Origin of the sequence: Paenibacillus farraposensis, assembly GCF_020736845.1 — a bacterium.
GTDB classification, from domain to species: Bacteria; Bacillota; Bacilli; order Paenibacillales; family Paenibacillaceae; genus Paenibacillus; species Paenibacillus farraposensis.
Map to the genome: position 1 here is coordinate 88,596 of NZ_JAFFQR010000029.1, position 15,557 is coordinate 104,152.

The 15,557-nt window shown below is 46.4% G+C and carries 12 protein-coding genes, 1 tRNA gene and 1 pseudogene; 6 read left to right on the top strand and 8 right to left on the bottom strand.

Annotated elements, in window-relative coordinates; all coding sequences use genetic code 11:
* Positions 1–254: 254 nt before the first annotated feature.
* Positions 255–1,214, bottom strand: a complete 960-nt coding sequence (locus JO375_RS05700) for a flagellar export protein FliJ (RefSeq protein ID WP_229523541.1) — start codon at positions 1,212–1,214, stop codon at positions 255–257.
* A 339-nt stretch (positions 1,215–1,553) separates the two neighbouring features.
* On the opposite strand from JO375_RS05700, the gene JO375_RS05705 reads away from it, so the two are divergent.
* Together JO375_RS05705 and JO375_RS05710 are read left to right on the top strand one after the other, a co-directional pair.
* On the top strand, positions 1,554–2,186 hold the full coding sequence (locus tag JO375_RS05705; RefSeq protein ID WP_229523542.1) for an NAD(P)-dependent oxidoreductase: 633 nt from the start codon (positions 1,554–1,556) through the stop codon (positions 2,184–2,186).
* A 45-nt stretch (positions 2,187–2,231) separates the two neighbouring features.
* On the top strand, positions 2,232–3,956 hold the full coding sequence (locus tag JO375_RS05710; protein ID WP_229523543.1) for an NAD(P)H-hydrate dehydratase: 1,725 nt from the start codon (positions 2,232–2,234) through the stop codon (positions 3,954–3,956).
* Here JO375_RS05710 and JO375_RS05715 read toward each other — a convergent pair.
* The gene (locus JO375_RS05715) at positions 3,940–4,434 is read right to left on the bottom strand and encodes a hypothetical protein (protein ID WP_229523544.1); all 495 of its coding nucleotides are present in this window, start codon (positions 4,432–4,434) and stop codon (positions 3,940–3,942) included. The genes JO375_RS05710 and JO375_RS05715 overlap by 17 nt on opposite strands.
* A gap of 222 nt (positions 4,435–4,656) precedes the next feature.
* Here JO375_RS05715 and JO375_RS05720 point away from each other — a divergent pair.
* Positions 4,657–5,461: pseudogene (locus JO375_RS05720) on the top strand (HAD hydrolase-like protein).
* 69 nt (positions 5,462–5,530) lie between these two features.
* On the opposite strand, the gene JO375_RS05725 reads toward JO375_RS05720, so the two are convergent.
* The 3 genes from JO375_RS05725 to JO375_RS05735 all read right to left on the bottom strand — a co-directional run bounded on the left by JO375_RS05725 (position 5,531) and on the right by JO375_RS05735 (position 9,412).
* Complete coding sequence (locus JO375_RS05725; RefSeq protein ID WP_229523546.1) at positions 5,531–5,683, bottom strand: 3-oxoacyl-[acyl-carrier-protein] synthase III C-terminal domain-containing protein; 153 nt, start codon at positions 5,681–5,683, stop codon at positions 5,531–5,533.
* 343 nt (positions 5,684–6,026) lie between these two features.
* Positions 6,027–7,058, bottom strand: coding sequence for a ribonucleotide-diphosphate reductase subunit beta (locus JO375_RS05730; protein ID WP_229523547.1), 1,032 nt, complete (start codon positions 7,056–7,058; stop codon positions 6,027–6,029).
* Positions 7,059–7,078: 20 nt separating this feature from the next.
* The gene (locus JO375_RS05735; RefSeq protein ID WP_229523548.1) at positions 7,079–9,412 is read right to left on the bottom strand and encodes a ribonucleoside-diphosphate reductase subunit alpha; all 2,334 of its coding nucleotides are present in this window, start codon (positions 9,410–9,412) and stop codon (positions 7,079–7,081) included.
* A gap of 521 nt (positions 9,413–9,933) precedes the next feature.
* Here JO375_RS05735 and JO375_RS05740 point away from each other — a divergent pair.
* Positions 9,934–10,287 carry an MTH1187 family thiamine-binding protein gene (locus JO375_RS05740; RefSeq protein WP_229523549.1) on the top strand — a complete coding sequence of 118 codons (354 nt, stop codon included), beginning with the start codon at positions 9,934–9,936 and terminating at the stop codon, positions 10,285–10,287.
* A gap of 74 nt (positions 10,288–10,361) precedes the next feature.
* A tRNA-Thr gene (locus JO375_RS05745) sits at positions 10,362–10,433 on the top strand.
* A 121-nt stretch (positions 10,434–10,554) separates the two neighbouring features.
* On the opposite strand, the gene JO375_RS05750 is transcribed toward JO375_RS05745, so the two are convergent.
* Both JO375_RS05750 and JO375_RS05755 read right to left on the bottom strand, forming a co-directional pair.
* Positions 10,555–10,725: a hypothetical protein gene (locus tag JO375_RS05750; RefSeq protein WP_229523550.1), complete on the bottom strand. Its 171-nt coding sequence runs from the start codon at positions 10,723–10,725 to the stop codon at positions 10,555–10,557.
* An 876-nt stretch (positions 10,726–11,601) separates the two neighbouring features.
* Positions 11,602–12,426, bottom strand: a complete 825-nt coding sequence (locus JO375_RS05755; RefSeq protein ID WP_229523551.1) for a hypothetical protein — start codon at positions 12,424–12,426, stop codon at positions 11,602–11,604.
* 573 nt (positions 12,427–12,999) lie between these two features.
* Here JO375_RS05755 and JO375_RS05760 point away from each other — a divergent pair.
* A complete protein-coding gene (locus tag JO375_RS05760; protein ID WP_229523552.1) occupies positions 13,000–14,133 on the top strand; it encodes a fibronectin type III domain-containing protein in 1,134 nt (377 codons plus the stop codon).
* Positions 14,134–14,440: 307 nt separating this feature from the next.
* On the opposite strand, the gene JO375_RS24725 is transcribed toward JO375_RS05760, so the two are convergent.
* Complete coding sequence (locus tag JO375_RS24725) at positions 14,441–15,010, bottom strand: hypothetical protein (RefSeq protein WP_322098699.1); 570 nt, start codon at positions 15,008–15,010, stop codon at positions 14,441–14,443.
* Positions 15,011–15,557 lie beyond the last annotated feature (547 nt).

The following is a 15,557-nucleotide window of genomic DNA, read 5'->3' on the forward strand; positions in this document are numbered from 1 at the left end:
AACGCACATCATCAATGGATGGTAGTTAAACATATATGTTTTTTTAATATTCATACATAAAAAACGATATAATTTACATTTATATAAACAATATACCCTTTCCTTCATTGCTGGTACAACCCTAACGCCCCAAAAAGCCGAAAATTGTTCGAAAAACAGGACACCCCTGAATCATTCGCTGTTAGTGGGATGTCCTGGTGATGGTATGTGGTTTCAAAGGCTTATACTGCATAAGGCCGTGCGTAACCAGCATGCTAGGAACGGATATGTTCCTCTGCGAATGAAGAGTCGGACGTTCTGCCCTTGCCTGTCGCATGCCCTGCTGGATGTGGTGAATCTGCCTTCATCAGACCTGGCTGGCCGACATAAGGACGATCACTCCGCGAGCGGCCACGTGTAATCCAGAAGCCGATCAAGAACAGAACGAACTGTGCAGCCAGTATGTAGGGAGCTGCCTCCGGTCCGATCCATTGGAACAGGGCAACGGCGGCCATCACGATAGATAACAGGCTTGTCGGAAAATGGGAAGCCGTTACGTCCAGATCATTTTGTTTGCGTAAGGTCATCAGCCGATATACATACAGCAGCGCGATCAGACCAGATGCGAACCTCATCCATGTACACCCGATAAGCCAGTAAGCAGATGGTTCGCTATTAGCCAGACTACTATCCATGTTACTGTACGACGTCAAATCCACAAGCAGCCGCGAGATCAGCCAGACGATCCCGGCCAGCGCCAGCGGGCCAGCTGCAGGACGAAGCAGCTTCCATAAAGCGGTTCCCCAGCCCGGAGCATGGGACTCCAGCAAAACAAGCCGCCGTTCTTCAATCAATTTATTCATTTCACGCTCCAGGGATTTGAGAAGCAACTCACTGCGGGAAGCATCGCATTCCCGGAGGGATGACTGAACCTGCTCCTGCAGGTGAGGAGTTAAATAGGGAGCCGCCTTCGTCTCCTGAAGGGCATGAATCAGTTCATTCGGCTGCTGCTGCTTTTCGGTGCTGCTATTCTGGATATTGGTTTGGAGACAGCCTGCTAACCGCCCGTAGATGCGCAGCGATTCCTGTAATTCATTTAGCCGCTGCTGACGGGAATTTCGAAGCTGGGCAGCGCTGTGAACATACAGCCATACCAGCAGGGATAACGCCAGCAGAAGGGCAATCAGACCGGGTGAGATATATGCGGCTAAGGCCGCTAAGTCCGTCAGGGACACCCGCAATCCCTCCTTCCATTGTTCTTTCTACACTATTGCACAGACCACATAGGGTTTTCAAGGGCTTGTCTATTTGCAGGCCAAGATATATGAAGTATTTTTTGATAAAATGGATAAGATTACAATCGTTGAGAGGAATTCAACCATGAATAAAAATATAGATATTGCCGCAGAACATCATAAGACATTGAATCAACCGTCCGGGCAGCTTTGCCACGCTGATTGCCGATATGCTAGCCGATCGCTTGTATGCGCAATTGGGCTTCAATCGGCCGGTCCGAGATCGGAAGGGATGTACTGATGGATAATAAGTAAATTATAGAAGGAAGGCATGTTCATATGAAAGTGATAATTTTCGGAGCAACGGGAACGATTGGCCATGCGCTGGTCAGGGAAGCGATCAAGCGCAAGCATGAAGTAACGGCCGCGGTGCGTAATCCACAGCGGATGACGGAGCAAAGCGAGTATTTAACGGTCGTTCAAGCGGATATTCTAAATCCGAACTCCGTTACGGAGGCGGCAGCAGGGCATGATGCTATCATTAGCGCTTACGGTCCCACATTCGGAGCCGAGGAAGAATTGCTTGAAGCAACCCGTTCTTTATTGGAAGGCACTGGGCGTTCTGGTGTGGGGCGTATACTTGTAGTTGGCGGAGCCGGAAGCCTGAAAACAGAAAACGGTGAACGCCTGATGGATACCGCCGAGTTCCCGGAGGAGATCAAGCCACTTGCAGCTGCGCATGCTGAAGCATTCGAGCTGTATCGTACGGCTGATGTGGATTGGACGTACTGCAGCCCTGCTGGCATGATCGAACCGGGGAAGCGTACCGGACATTTTCGCATTGGCTTGGATCATTTAGTGGTGGACGAACTAGGACACAGCCGGATCTCGGTGGAGGACTACGCGGTAGCCCTGATGGATGAGCTAGTGGCAGGGGAATTTGTCAATTCCCGTTTTACGGTCGGTTACTAAGCGATACGTACATCAATACGTATGGCGATGCGGGAGGGGAAAAGCATGGATATAGTGACTGCTGATGAAATGCGGCAATTGGATCGGTATACGATTGACAAGCTGGGGATTCCGGCCCTCACGTTAATGGAGAATGCCGGGCGTGCGGTAGCCGACGAGGTAATAAAGCTTTGTGCTGTGAAAAGCAGAGCAAGCCATGAAAACACCGGGGGTACTGCCCGAGACTACGTCAACCCAATACGCGCTGCTGACGGAGCGGAGAGGTTCAGGGAGCAGGCAGCAGAAGAGGCCATTCAGGCAGGATCGCGCGAACTGCCGTACCATAGCGGGGGCATTCGGGTGGAGCTATGGAATGACGGGCGCCGTGCCGCATTGCAGCGGGAGCACTGGTATATTCTCGTAGGCAAAGGCAACAACGGAGGTGACGGATTGGTAGCGGCCCGCCGCCTGGCTGATGCGGGCCTGCGCGTCACCGTTGTCTACGCCGCCTCACCGGATACATTGCGTGGCGAGGCGGCTGCCGGGCGCGATGTCATCGCGGCGTTGGGCATCCCGGTTATCGTTTACGGACGGGATGATCTCGATTTGCGCGATGCAACAGGCATCGTCGATGCCTTGCTGGGCACGGGCACGCAGGGCCCGCCGCGCGAGCCGTATGCCTCGCTGATCCGCGAGGCCAATGACAGCGGCGCACCGATCGTATCGGTTGACGTGCCTAGCGGTCTCGACACTGATACAGGCTCGCTGCACGAGTATTGTATTCGTGCGTACGTCACCGTATGCCTCGCCTATCTGAAGCGCGGACTCGTCCAGTACCCGGGCGCTGCCGCCGCAGGCGATGTAGTGGTGCGCTACATCGGTATCCCGCCCGCCCTTGCCCGTGAGTGCGGCGTGCAGCTGCGTCTTCTGACCCGCGATACGCTGCGCGAAGCGCTGAACGTGGACGTAAGCCGCAGCCGCGTGCCGGACGGGCACAAGGGCACTTACGGGCACGTGCTTGTGGCCGCCGGAAGCCTGCGCATGAGCGGCGCAGGCTTGCTGGCCGCACGTGCTGCCCTGCGGATCGGCAGCGGCCTTGTAACGTGGGCCGTGCCCGAAGCGCTGCTGCCACACGTGATCGGCGCCGCGCCGGAGCTGATACTCGCTGCCGCTTCGACAGGAAGAGACGGCGAATGGAACGCCGACTCTGCGGACGAACTGCTGCAGCTCGCACAGGCGCGCGATGTGTTGGCCGTCGGCCCCGGCCTCGGCCGCTTCACAGGGGACACAGGCTGGCTGCGCTGCCTGTGGGAGCAATATGAGGGCCCGCTCGTGCTCGATGCGGATGCCCTGAACATCCTTGCCTCGGCAGGGCCTGAGCTGGATGGCTGGAAGCCGAGAGGCGCGGGGGCCGTGCTGACGCCCCACCCTGGCGAAATGGCGCGCCTGTTGGGCATCCCGGCGGCAGAGGTGCAGCGTGACCGCATTGCCTATGCCCGGCAGTACGCCCGGACACGTGGGGTCACACTGGTGCTCAAGGGGGCACGTACCGTCATCGCGTGCCCGGATGGCTCAGCCTACGTCAATACGACTGGCCATGCCGGCATGGCGACAGGCGGTGCGGGCGATGTGCTGACAGGCATCATCGCAGGCCTGTTGGCCCAAGGCTTGAACACCTCGCAGGCAGCGGCCTTTGGCGTATATCTGCATGGCATAGCCGGCGAAATGGCCGCGCGCCATCGTCAGCATCCGGCCGCCGTGGTGGCCGGTGACATTATTGAAGCCCTATAGGCCAAAGGAGCAGCGGCAGGAGGAAGGCCAGCAGGATTTGTACCCCATATTCACGGTTCCGCCAGTGCCTTCCCCCATAATACAGCAGCGTGATTCCTGCTCCAGCTATGCCGCTGCTCCATGAAATCCCTGCTCCTTCAGGGGACATCCAAGAACCCAGCAGGAGAAAAATACTGAATCCTGTGACAACGTACAGACTGATCTGCTCGGGTCTTCGCAGCCAGGGTAAAAAATCGAGCAGCACATCGGCGGCAAGAGCTGCTGGCAGGGCAAAGCCATAGGCCCATAACTGTGCGGTCAGCTCACCGCTATTGCCTGCTATAGTCACGGGCATTCCCGTTATTTCCTCTGCCAGGTAGCAATACATCCATAAGAGGCCAAAGACCAATCCCCCACAGGCCAGTTTGTTCAGCGCATAACAGCCAAGCTCCATCCGCCAAGGCATTTTGGAATTAAATTCATTCCAAGGCTGTCTCATGTGGCGACTCCTCCTTATCACGTCAAGTAATCCGTATCCAATGAAGGAATTAATTCCTATTACAATCCGCTTACGGTTTATGACATTTCAATCAGCAAGAGATAGACCGGAGTGTTACTGTCCGTCTATTTGTGTATCCGCGAGCGACTGAACTCCGAGATCGAATGATGCAAATGCCAATAAACATTGCGGATAGCCGCGGTGGGGAGAGGCGGGAATTGCATGATACAGGCAGTTGTTTTTAATCTCGAAAGTACATTGCTTGACCCCGGGGGGACGGGGTCTGATCCAGGGCATGCTTGATATTCTTAGATGGAAAGGTGTTCAGGTAACAGAGGATCAGATGTCTCATGGGAGAGGGCTGCCGCTCCGCGATCATATTGCCCGTGTGCTGGGACTGTCAGAGGTTCGCAAAAAGTGGCTGGAATACTTTGGCACACATCCTGGAAGAACGGATATTGAGCATATTTATCTTGAACTTGTTCCTGTTCTCCGTTCCTTGGTGCAGAGCGCTGAGCCTGCTATCGGCATAGACAAGGCGCTGCAAGAATTGCAGGATCGCCGTATTCAGCCAGGTGCTACGACATCCTGCCCGATGGAGATGCTGAGCCCTATTTTCACACCTGCACATTCGCCCAATACGCTGGATTGCATGGTATCTCCGTGTGAAGTGTCGCAGGGTCGTCCTTATCCATGGATGATTTATGAAATTGCACATCGTTTGCAGGTGTTTCCGCTCAGCGATATTGTGAAAGTCGGAGATACTGCAGCTGATATGCAAGAGGGAAGAAATGCCGGTGTATGGACGATTGGTGTGCTCAACCATAACGAAGCCGCAGCACAGACAGCGAGCCGTATAGTGGACGACAGTGTGGCTGAGGAACGGCGCAGACAGAGCGTGTGCGGATTAAAAAGGGCAGGGGCTCATATCGTCATGAACACATTGGCTGATTTACCGCGTATTTTACGTGAAATCGAAATGCTCCAGCATACGGGAGGCTATCCCTCATATACCAAGCAGGTATAAGCAGCGTTGAAGCCGCCGTCGTAATCGGACAGGGATGAGGCTTGAAGTGCCTGAATATATAGTTCTAGGTTATATGTATGCGCCATACCAGGCGAAGGTGAACTTCCAATGAGTGGTGAATCCGTAGGTTTCAATATTTACAAAAAATTTATCCAGTGGAACCTTCAACTTGTCTGCGGTATGCTCAATGATCCGGATATTGGCCTGATGCGGAATAATCAAAGCGAATCATCCAGGCTTAATTCTAACTCCCTATAATCTTCGTCAGCATAGATTCCAGAATGCGTACCCCGAATTTGAAAACCTCTCGTCCATGCATCGCAATCGGCCCTGTTACAGGGGAGATCAGCATGTCTGTCCCACGTTCTTCCGAGCCCAGCAAGGAGAAGGACGGAAAAGCCCCAGACCGGGATTGAAGAACAGCGGCTCCTGCCCCGTAAGGGGCTGCTTTTCGATTTTCTGAGCGAGGCTTTTAAACTTTAAAATTAACGAAACAGGTTGGAATCAGAGGAAGAAAGAAAAAAAGCCTTAACCCGGCGATACCCGAATTAAGGCACTGAAAGTTTTACAAATCGTCAAAACCGTTGTCATCTCCGACCTTGCCATAATTGCGTGATTTTGCTTCAAAAAAGTCTGTTTTTGTGGCATTCAGCGCTTCATCCGAAAATGGCTTGATCCAAGGCATGGAATTTACGTCCACACCTTCAAAGGCTTTGTCCATACCGAGCAGCCGTAGGCGCATATTCGCCATGTATTTGATATAGTCACTCAGTTCGTTCAAGTCAATGCCGCGAACCTCCTTGAGCGTATAATGCGCCCAATTCGTTTCCAGCTCTACTGCACGATTGATCATGCGGTAGACATAGTCCATGTTTTCCTGTGTGTTCAGCTCAGGGAAATCAGCCAATAGCTGTTTGAACACTTCAGCAAAGAAGTAGCAATGTTGATTTTCATCGCGCTGAATATACGAGATCATTTGACTGGTCGCCATCATTTTTTGATCACGAGCCAGATTGTAGAAGAAAGCAAATGTACTGTAAAAGAAAATGCCCTCCAGGATCAAATCGGCTACCATCGCCTGGAAAAAAGTCTGCGGACTCTGCTCATCGCGGAACTCCTGGTAAATAGCAGATATGAACGTGTTGCGTTCCAAAAGGACAGGATCATTTTTCCAGTATTCGAAGATTTCCTTCTGCTCCTGCTCTGATACCAAAGAAGACAGAACATAGGAATAGGACTGATTATGCACTACTTCCTGCTGTCCGATAATGGCCGAAATAGCTTCCAGAGAAGAATCGGTAAAATAACGTTTTATATCCCCGACAAACATCGTTTGCATGGAATCCAGCACGGCCAGCAGACCGATGTTAATTTTGAATGTGCGCTGTTCTTCGGCATCCAGCAATGGAAACTGGGATGCATCCTTGGACATCGGGATTTCATCCGGAATCCAGTGGTTGAGCAGCAGCACTTTATACAGCTTGTACATATGCGGCATCCGAATATCGTTCCAGTTCAGAATACCGGAGTTCTCGCCTTCAATAATACGGGTAGAGCGGTTAGGCGCTTCCGTGTTAAAAATCTTTTGCAACTGCATGGGAGATTCTCTCCTTTATTTTAGGATGCGCAGCTTTCGCATTCTTCAATCGTCAGTGCACGGCTGCGTACATAATAGGTTGATTTCATACCCGCTTTCCAGGCATGGATGTGCAGAGCCAGAAATTCCGTAGCCTTAATGTCCGGACGCACATACAGATTAAAACTTTGGCCTTGGTCAATATGCCGCTGACGTGCAGATGCCATGTTGATCGAAGCATGCTGATCCAGCAGGAAGGCCGTTTTGTAGTACCAGATCGTTTTTTCATTCAGGTCCGGTGCAGGATTAGCAATCTTGTAGGTGGTTTTCTCTTCATAGGAAAGCAGTTCATACAGTGGATCAATGCTGGCGGTAGAACCGGCAATAATCGACGTGGAACCATTAGGGGCAATGGCGAACAACCATGCGTTGCGAATGCCGTTTTCTTTCACTTCTTGTGCAAGCTCATTCCACTCGGACGAGGTGACGAATTTGCCTTCACGCGCACCGTCTGTATAGCCGCGGGAAGTGAAATAATGCCCGGTTTCCCAGTCAGAGCCTTCAAACTTGGCATAACGCCCTTTTTCCTTTGCCAGCTCCATGCTGGATTTAATCGCGAGAAAGTTAATTTTTTCGTACAAATGGTCGTTATAGGTTACCGCTTCATCCGATTCCCAGCGGATACCTTCGAGTGCGAGCAGGTGATGCAGGCCGAACGTACCCAGACCAATCGCGCGATATTGGCTGTTCGTATATTGGGCTTGCAGCACCTCAATATTGTTAATATCAATAACGTTATCCAGCATGCGCACCTGAATCGGTACGAGACGATCCAATACCCCTGCCGGAATGGCGCGAGCCAGGTGGATAGAATTCAGGTTGCAGACGACGAAATCGCCAGGGATTTTGGAAATGACAATGCGTGTTTGTCCGTCCTTTGTCACCAGTTCTTCTTTTTCCACGACAGTTGCAGATTGATTCTGCATAATTTCCGTGCACAGATTGGAGGAATATACCATACCGTGAGCGCGGTTCGGGTTGGCCCGGTTTACCGTATCACGGTAGAACATGTACGGTGTGCCTGTTTCCAGCTGCGATTTCATCAGGCGTTTCATGATGTCGATGGCAGGCACCGTAATACGGGAGAGCGCGGGATGTCTTGACGCTTCCTCATATTTGTCACGGAAAGAGCCGGCACCAAAGGATTCATCATAAAAATCTTCCAGTCCCAGTGCACGTCCTTTCTCATCCTTCCAACCCATCACCTGCTTGACTTCATGCGGGCAAAACAGATTCCATTCACCCCGTGCTTCGACCTGCTCCATGAACAGATCGGGCAGACATACGCCGTGGAACACGTCATGTGCACGCATCCGCTCATCACCGTTGTTCAGCTTCAGATCAAGGAAGGCGAGGATATCCTTGTGGAATACGTCCAGATAAACGGCAATCGCGCCTTTGCGTGTACCCAATTGGTCCACGCTGACGGCTGTATTGTTCAGCTGGCGAATCCACGGAATGACGCCTGAGCTTGTATTTTTATGTCCGCGGATGTCCGAGCCGCGGGCCCGTATTTTACCAAGGTATACGCCGATACCGCCGCCCATTTTGCTGAGACGGGCTACATCGGTATTTGAATCGAAAATACCTTCCAGCGAGTCGTCCACCGTGTCGATAAAGCAGCTGGACAGCTGTCCGGCCACCTTTTTCCCGGCATTGGACATCGTTGGGGTCGCAGCCGTCATGTACATGTTGCTCATTGCCCAGTACGCTTCCTTGACCAACTCCATGCGCTTATCCGAAGGCTCCCGGTGCATGAGGTACATCGCGATAATCATGTACCGTTCCTGTGGCAGCTCCATTACGCGTCCGTCAAAATCGCTCGCCAAATAACGCTCAGACAGCGTCAGCAGCCCGATATAATCAAACAGCAAGTCATTTTTCGGCAAAATGGAGGCACCTAACTCCTCAATTTGCTCTTTGGTATAGCAATCGAGCAATTCCTGACGGTAGATCCCCTTTTCGACCAGTTCTGTAATCAATGGATACAAAGCGCCGTAAGGTTCGTCTGCATAGGACTTGTAGCGGCGATGAGTGGCCGCTTTTTTGTACAAGGAAGTAAGCAAGGAACGCGCAGCAGCGAATTTCCAGTCTGGTTCCTCTTTGCTGACCAGCTCAAGTGCAGCCATGGTAAAAGCGTTGCTGATTTCCTCTCCCGTGACTTCATCGCGGCGCAGCTTGCTGTTTACACTGCGGATCAGGCGCTCTTTATCGAGCTTGTCCAATCCGCTGAGTATACGGTCGGCATATACCAAAATACGTATTTCATCAAAAGCCAATTGGCGATTGTTTGGTTTGGTTACGAGCTGTGGCATAGAATGAATTCCTCGCTTTCCTGATTTGGAATACTTGCTTGGGGAAAAGACATGAAGGTGATCGGATCATGTCGACAAAGTGACAATGAAAAAAATAACAGCTTTTAGGCTGTATGTAATCCCATAACATAGAAATAGCGATGCGTTTGCCAATCAAGAAGGAGAAAGCTGTTTTCTCATGCGAGTTATCGGCTACATCACTATATTTAGAACTGTTATGAATATTTAACCCAACATATTGTGTGTAAAAACTTAAAATTTAAATAAGTGCAAGGAGTATTATAGCAACATTTGAAGCTGTACGTAAAGGAAAAGGAATGGAAAATCGAAATATGTACATGATCCGCGGGGTATATTTGAATTGAAGCCGTCTGAACGATACAATAAATAATAAAGAGGTTTACTTCAGAAACAAAAGCAATACATATGATCTTATTGTGCAATAAGGTTGTTTCATCCGACATTGTTTTTAGATTTTTGAAGAAGTGTAGTTCATTTTAGAATGAAGGGGGAAGTCCACGATGGCCATTGCAGAAGTGACTGTAATCCCGATTGGAACAGGCAGTACCAGTCTGAGCGACTATGTCGCCCAGATGCAAAATGTGTTGAAGGCGCAAAAAGGAATTTCCTACGAGCTTACCTCTATGAGCACGATTATTGAAGGTTCGTTGGACGATGTATTTACCGCCATTGCCGCGCTGCACGAGGCGCCATTCCTGTCAGGAGCCAAGCGCGTCTCCACTTCGGTCAAAATCGATGACCGTCGCGACAAGCCTTCTTCCAGCCGTCAAAAGCTCCGTTCCGTCGCTGATAAGCTGTCTGGCACCGGGATAGGAACAAGGAACGTCACTGAACTAAATCCAAATCCTAGTTGAAAAAATGGATGTAAGTCATTGATTTTTATGTAAGGAAGAGTATAATAGTTTCTGTTGTCAGCTTATACTGACTCGCTGGTGTAGCTCAGGGGTAGAGCAACGCACTCGTAATGCGTAGGCCGGGGGTTCAATTCCCTTCACCAGCATCCTTACAAACACAAGCACAGCGCGGCTTTCAAGCTTTTTGGAAGCCGTGCTTTTTTGTTGTCTTTATTTCCTACAAACCTTATTCGTAGGAATCTAACATGAGTATGGACAGTTCAGAAGCTATTTCTTCTTTTTTTCATTCTTTGAGAGAAGTATAAAGAATATCACAATCAAAATAATCCCCACTAAACTGTAAATAATATTAATATTTTCATTTTTAAACTGAGTAAAAATAAGTCCGATAATAGCGATAAGTAACACAATGAGTGAAAATAACATTTTTATGTTCATTATTACATAACCTCCTAGGTATTGATATATTTATTGCATTGTACCATATTCTAGCATAATATAGTTGTGTACCAAAAAAAGTTAAAAGAGAGATGTTCATTGAAATCGGTTCTACGAAGGTCTATTTCCAGCCTTTTGGCACTCATTGTTATGTTTAATATTGTGGGTTATAGGCCAGAGAAGATGGCTATACTATAACTCGTGCGTTAACTTTTGCTATAACTTACTCAGCTAAAGATGCCGGTCCAGAATTGATTAGTGCTGCAGTAAGCTTTTTCAGTATCGGACAGATATATTCGTCTTGTTTTGAATAGTTTCTTCATTAAACACCCTTTAAGGGTGTTTTTGTGTGGAAATATATAAAGCCACAGCCGTTAAATATAACCAAAATAAATAATCTTAATTAATGGATCAGAATGTAAAATAGGCGATCCGAATGACGAACGATTGTCCGTTGACTTTGTAGTGGTCAAACGTTCCAGTTTTCCATAACTATGATCCATAACCCAAATATAGTCCGCCTTTCCGCGTACTTCCCGGTTGTGTTTGTATACAAGTTGGTTACGACCTATATTGAAGTAGATGGTATAAAGTAAATTTACGGCCTGGTCTTCATAATCTGCTAACTCTGCAACGGTTTGTACTTCTTCAGGAGCCAGAGTAGATTGAAGGATGGATGTGTAATCGTGATAGAATTTATCATGAGATCGTCTTCTTTTTGTATCATTTGGTGGTACAAACGATTTTACAGAAAAGACGACCCACCTACCATTTTATAGTTATTCTACAGGACTGTTTTTCGTAATCAGTTTGATTTTAAAGTAGATGTAGAAAAGGACTCCGCTGGTATATAGCCAGTAAGGAGCCCTTTGTGGTTTATTTAGTTGAATACTCGCTTACTTCAAACGTGAGTATTTTATTGAATATTACATAGTCTTTACGGCTACTGAATGGTCCTTTGTTATTGGAATGCTTATCAATGGCATAAGATGCTGTACCAGATCCAGATTGTTTACCTTCATACCATGCGATAAAGGAGTTTACTTCTTTCATGCTCAGGTCGAATTCTTTTTCCAAACCATTATCCATTGTTACAACCAAAATGGCGCGATCACCAGTTGGTTGTGAAGGTTCTGACGGTTCAGGTTTAGGGTTTGGTGTCGGATTAGGACTAGGCGTTGGATTAGAACCAGGTGCCGGTTTAGGATCTGATGTTGGAGAAGGTTCCGGTGCTGGTACTGTGTCTTTACTGTAGAAAAAGTCGAGTTCGCTTATATTTATGTCTTCACCACTAAGTGAATAAAGAGCGATGAATCTAACGCGTTCAACTGTTTCTTCATCTCGAAGCTTCTTCAGTTCTCCATTACCTCCGTTGGTTTCTAGTGAGGATTTCCAACTTGTGTCTCGATCGTAAAAAGTAATTCGTAAATTTTTGGAATCACTTTTAAGCTTATATGAATCAATAGTTCTATCTGTACCTAAATCAATCCAAAGCACGTTATCTTTAGGAAGTAAATAGCTTGTTTCTTCATTGTTATCTGTTATAAGCGTTGTACTTGTCTCCGGTCTTCCATCAGGTAACATTGCATCTACACTTTTTCCGTTGGCATAACCACCAGTGTAGGCGCTTACTGATGACAATGGAAGGAAAATGGTAATAAGTAAAGCGAAGCATAATATTAAATTGAATTTCCTTTTCATGTATAAATCCCCTTTTTGTTTTGTTTGCTTAGTAAGCATACAAAAGTGGAAAAGGGTTGTCTAAACATTAATATCTATAATATGGAAATAAAAGTTTAATTGTGGATTTAAATTTTCTCACTCTCTCTAGTTCACCATAACTGAAAGTTCTTTTTTGTTTTGCGACAAGCTATGCGATACTTCGACATGTCTCCCAATATAGTATAAAAGAGCTTAACTATTAATGGAGGTGTCTTATGGTAAAAGGAATCGCAAGAAGATTAATTATATTCTGATCGGGACTGTAAGTGGAAAAATAATCAATTTTGCATTATCAAAACGTGAGAAATAAAAAGCTCTACTAACCTAATTGGTCGGCAGAGCTTTTTTAATTGATCAGTTTGAATTTAGAGTAGATGTGAAGAGGGACTTCGCTGGCTATAGCTGGCATGAGTCCCTTTTTTTATACCCAATAAAAAATAAATATGCAAATATATCGATATAATTATAAATCTGCAAGTTTATGTTTAGACAATATGAGAGTGTTAATCTATCTTTATGGATATAGAAGATATTCATAGGGGGCTAATAATCATGTCAAAGAAATTCTTGGCTACGGTTTTATCTTTTTTTCTAATTAGTATCATGTTACTACCGTCAGCTACACATGCAGCTGCATCAAATAAAACAGTAGAAGGGATGCTTGGATTCTCACCTCCAGCAGGGACTACTGCAAAAGCTAGCAGTATCTATAGCAACTATGTAGCGGAAAATTCAATAGACGGAGACACCGAAACGTTTTGGAATGCCGGTACACCCAAAGGGAATATTGAATTAATTTTTCCTAGCCCAATCGAAATGAATTTCGTTCAGATTACGACTGGTGCTTTGCCACCGATAGCGGTTTCATACACCATTTATGGATTAGAAGGTGGAAAGTGGGTACCAATAAGTGAACAAATAAATCATACTTTAACTGCTAAATATACAACGTCACAACCCGATAAAGTGAAGCTTGGAACCTATGATGGTATAAAAATTGATGCTGACGGAGGTGAATCATGGTTAGCATTTAACGAGATAACTATTGGCATGGTGGAAGCAATTAATCTTAAGGGTCAGCCACAGAACTCATCTGCTAAATTAAGTTGGAATACAATCAAGGACGCTACTAATTATAAAATTAATTACGGTACAGAACCTAATAAATATACAGATTCAATTGCTGTAGAAAAAGACGCAGCTGGTAACTATGTCATTCCTAATTTGACGAACGGGAAGACTTACTATTTTCAAGTAGTAGCTATTTTTAATGGAGTCGAGACGGCTATTTCTAATGAAGTGGCTGTTACACCAAATGAGCCTCAAACGACTGAGACGACAACTCCGGGTAATCCTTCTACGGGAGAACCAAGTCAACCAGGTAAGTCTGGTACAACAAATCCAAATGATCCATCAACTGGCGAGCCTAAGAATTCTCAAACACCTTCAGGAAACCGTGCCATTCTGGTGGTCACCATGACAACGGGTTTGGAGAAAGAATTCGACCTGAGCATGAAAGAGGTTAATGACTTTATTGCTTGGTATGAAGGAAAACAGGCCGGGTCTGGATCGGCTTCGTATGCAATCAATAAACATGACAACAATAAAGGCCCATTCAGCAGCCGTAAGGACTACATGTTGTTCGATCGTATCCTGACGTTTGAAGTAAGTGAATACTCTAAATAAAGCAAAATACCCTGTTCTTTGCGACAGGGTATTTCACTTATTTTATCCCGGCTATTTTTCTAACAAATCTTCTACCGAAATACGGATACTGTAATACCTGATGGGATCATGTTATGGTTGGATAGGCTATAGGAGCCCTGTAAAACTCATCATAATTCTAATTAACACACTTGTGATGCGTAGGCTGGGGATTCAACTCCCTTCACCAGCATTCTTATAAATGCAAGCATGCGCGGTTTCCAAGCTTTTTGGAGGCCGAAAAAGGACTCCACTGGCTTTTTAGCCGGTATGAAGTCCTTCTTGTTGGTTATTTAGTTGAATATTCGCTTACTTCAAACGTTAAAATCTTATTGAAGATTACGTAATCTTTACGTTTGCTGAATGGTCCTTTGTTGTTGCTGTATTTGTTGATTTCGAATTTGGCAGGGCCAGTTCCTGCACCACGAGCATCGTACCAGTTGAGGAATGTATTTACATCACTCATGGGAAGATCATATTCTTTTTCCAAACCAGTAGTCATTGCTACCACGAGGATAGCCCGGTTGTCACTTGGTTCTTCGTGCTGTGTAGGTGTTTCGTGCTGCGTGGGATTGTCCTGTAATCCAAGATCTACTTCTATAACAGCCCATTCACTTGAATCCGAGTTCGCCATAAGCCTCCAACCTTGAGCAGTGATTGGCTGGGGTAATTTAATAACAGTGGTATCTTGCAATTTCAAATCATATGTACCCACATCTTTCCACTGACCATCATTTAGCTTTTGAACAATTACACTTGAAACAGAGAAACCAAAATCATAACCTATATAAGCAATACCTTTGGTACTGATCTCAGGCGAAGACTGCCACCATCCAACGTTTGGAGAAACCTCGTTCATAAAGTTTCCATCAAAAGCATAGTCAGGCTTAGCATTGGGTGCATTGCTGCTCGATTATTGCAGTTCCTCCAGACGGTGCAAATGTAGCAAAAATTGTTGAAACTTGAAATCCCATGAAAACTAATAAGAAACTTAGGTAACACATAATTTTTTCATGATTAACTCCTTAAACTTATTCTAACTCACCATACAAAAATCAATAAAAAATGTCTAAATAATTACGTATATAAATTCAAATAAAAGTTGAATCACAAAATTATTTAATGACAACATGCGCGATACTTTGCATGTCTCAAGATATAGTCTTGAGAAGATTTAATATTTTGCCTGGTTATGCATTAGGCAAAGGAGTAGTAGTTACGTAATGGGATATAAGCTGAATGCCATGATGTTTTATATTTTTCTGACCGGGACTGTAATTGGAGAAATAATCAATTTTGCAATTCAAAAAGTGAGAAGTAAAAAAGCTTTGCTAACCTGATTGGGCGGCAGAGCTTTTTTATACCCAATAAAAAATAAATATGCAAATATATCGATATAATTATAA

Coding starts and splice junctions, on each gene's coding strand:
- JO375_RS05705 (WP_229523542.1), top strand. CDS start 1,554: ATGAAAGTGATAATTTTCGGAGCAACGGGAACGATTGGCCATGCGCTG.
- JO375_RS05710 (WP_229523543.1), top strand. CDS start 2,232: ATGGATATAGTGACTGCTGATGAAATGCGGCAATTGGATCGGTATACG.
- JO375_RS05715 (WP_229523544.1), bottom strand. CDS start 4,434: ATGAGACAGCCTTGGAATGAATTTAATTCCAAAATGCCTTGGCGGATG.
- JO375_RS05730 (WP_229523547.1), bottom strand. CDS start 7,058: ATGCAGTTGCAAAAGATTTTTAACACGGAAGCGCCTAACCGCTCTACC.
- JO375_RS05735 (WP_229523548.1), bottom strand. CDS start 9,412: ATGCCACAGCTCGTAACCAAACCAAACAATCGCCAATTGGCTTTTGAT.
- JO375_RS05740 (WP_229523549.1), top strand. CDS start 9,934: ATGGCCATTGCAGAAGTGACTGTAATCCCGATTGGAACAGGCAGTACC.
- JO375_RS05750 (WP_229523550.1), bottom strand. CDS start 10,725: ATGAACATAAAAATGTTATTTTCACTCATTGTGTTACTTATCGCTATT.
- JO375_RS05755 (WP_229523551.1), bottom strand. CDS start 12,426: ATGAAAAGGAAATTCAATTTAATATTATGCTTCGCTTTACTTATTACC.
- JO375_RS05760 (WP_229523552.1), top strand. CDS start 13,000: ATGTCAAAGAAATTCTTGGCTACGGTTTTATCTTTTTTTCTAATTAGT.
- JO375_RS24725 (WP_322098699.1), bottom strand. CDS start 15,010: ATGAACGAGGTTTCTCCAAACGTTGGATGGTGGCAGTCTTCGCCTGAG.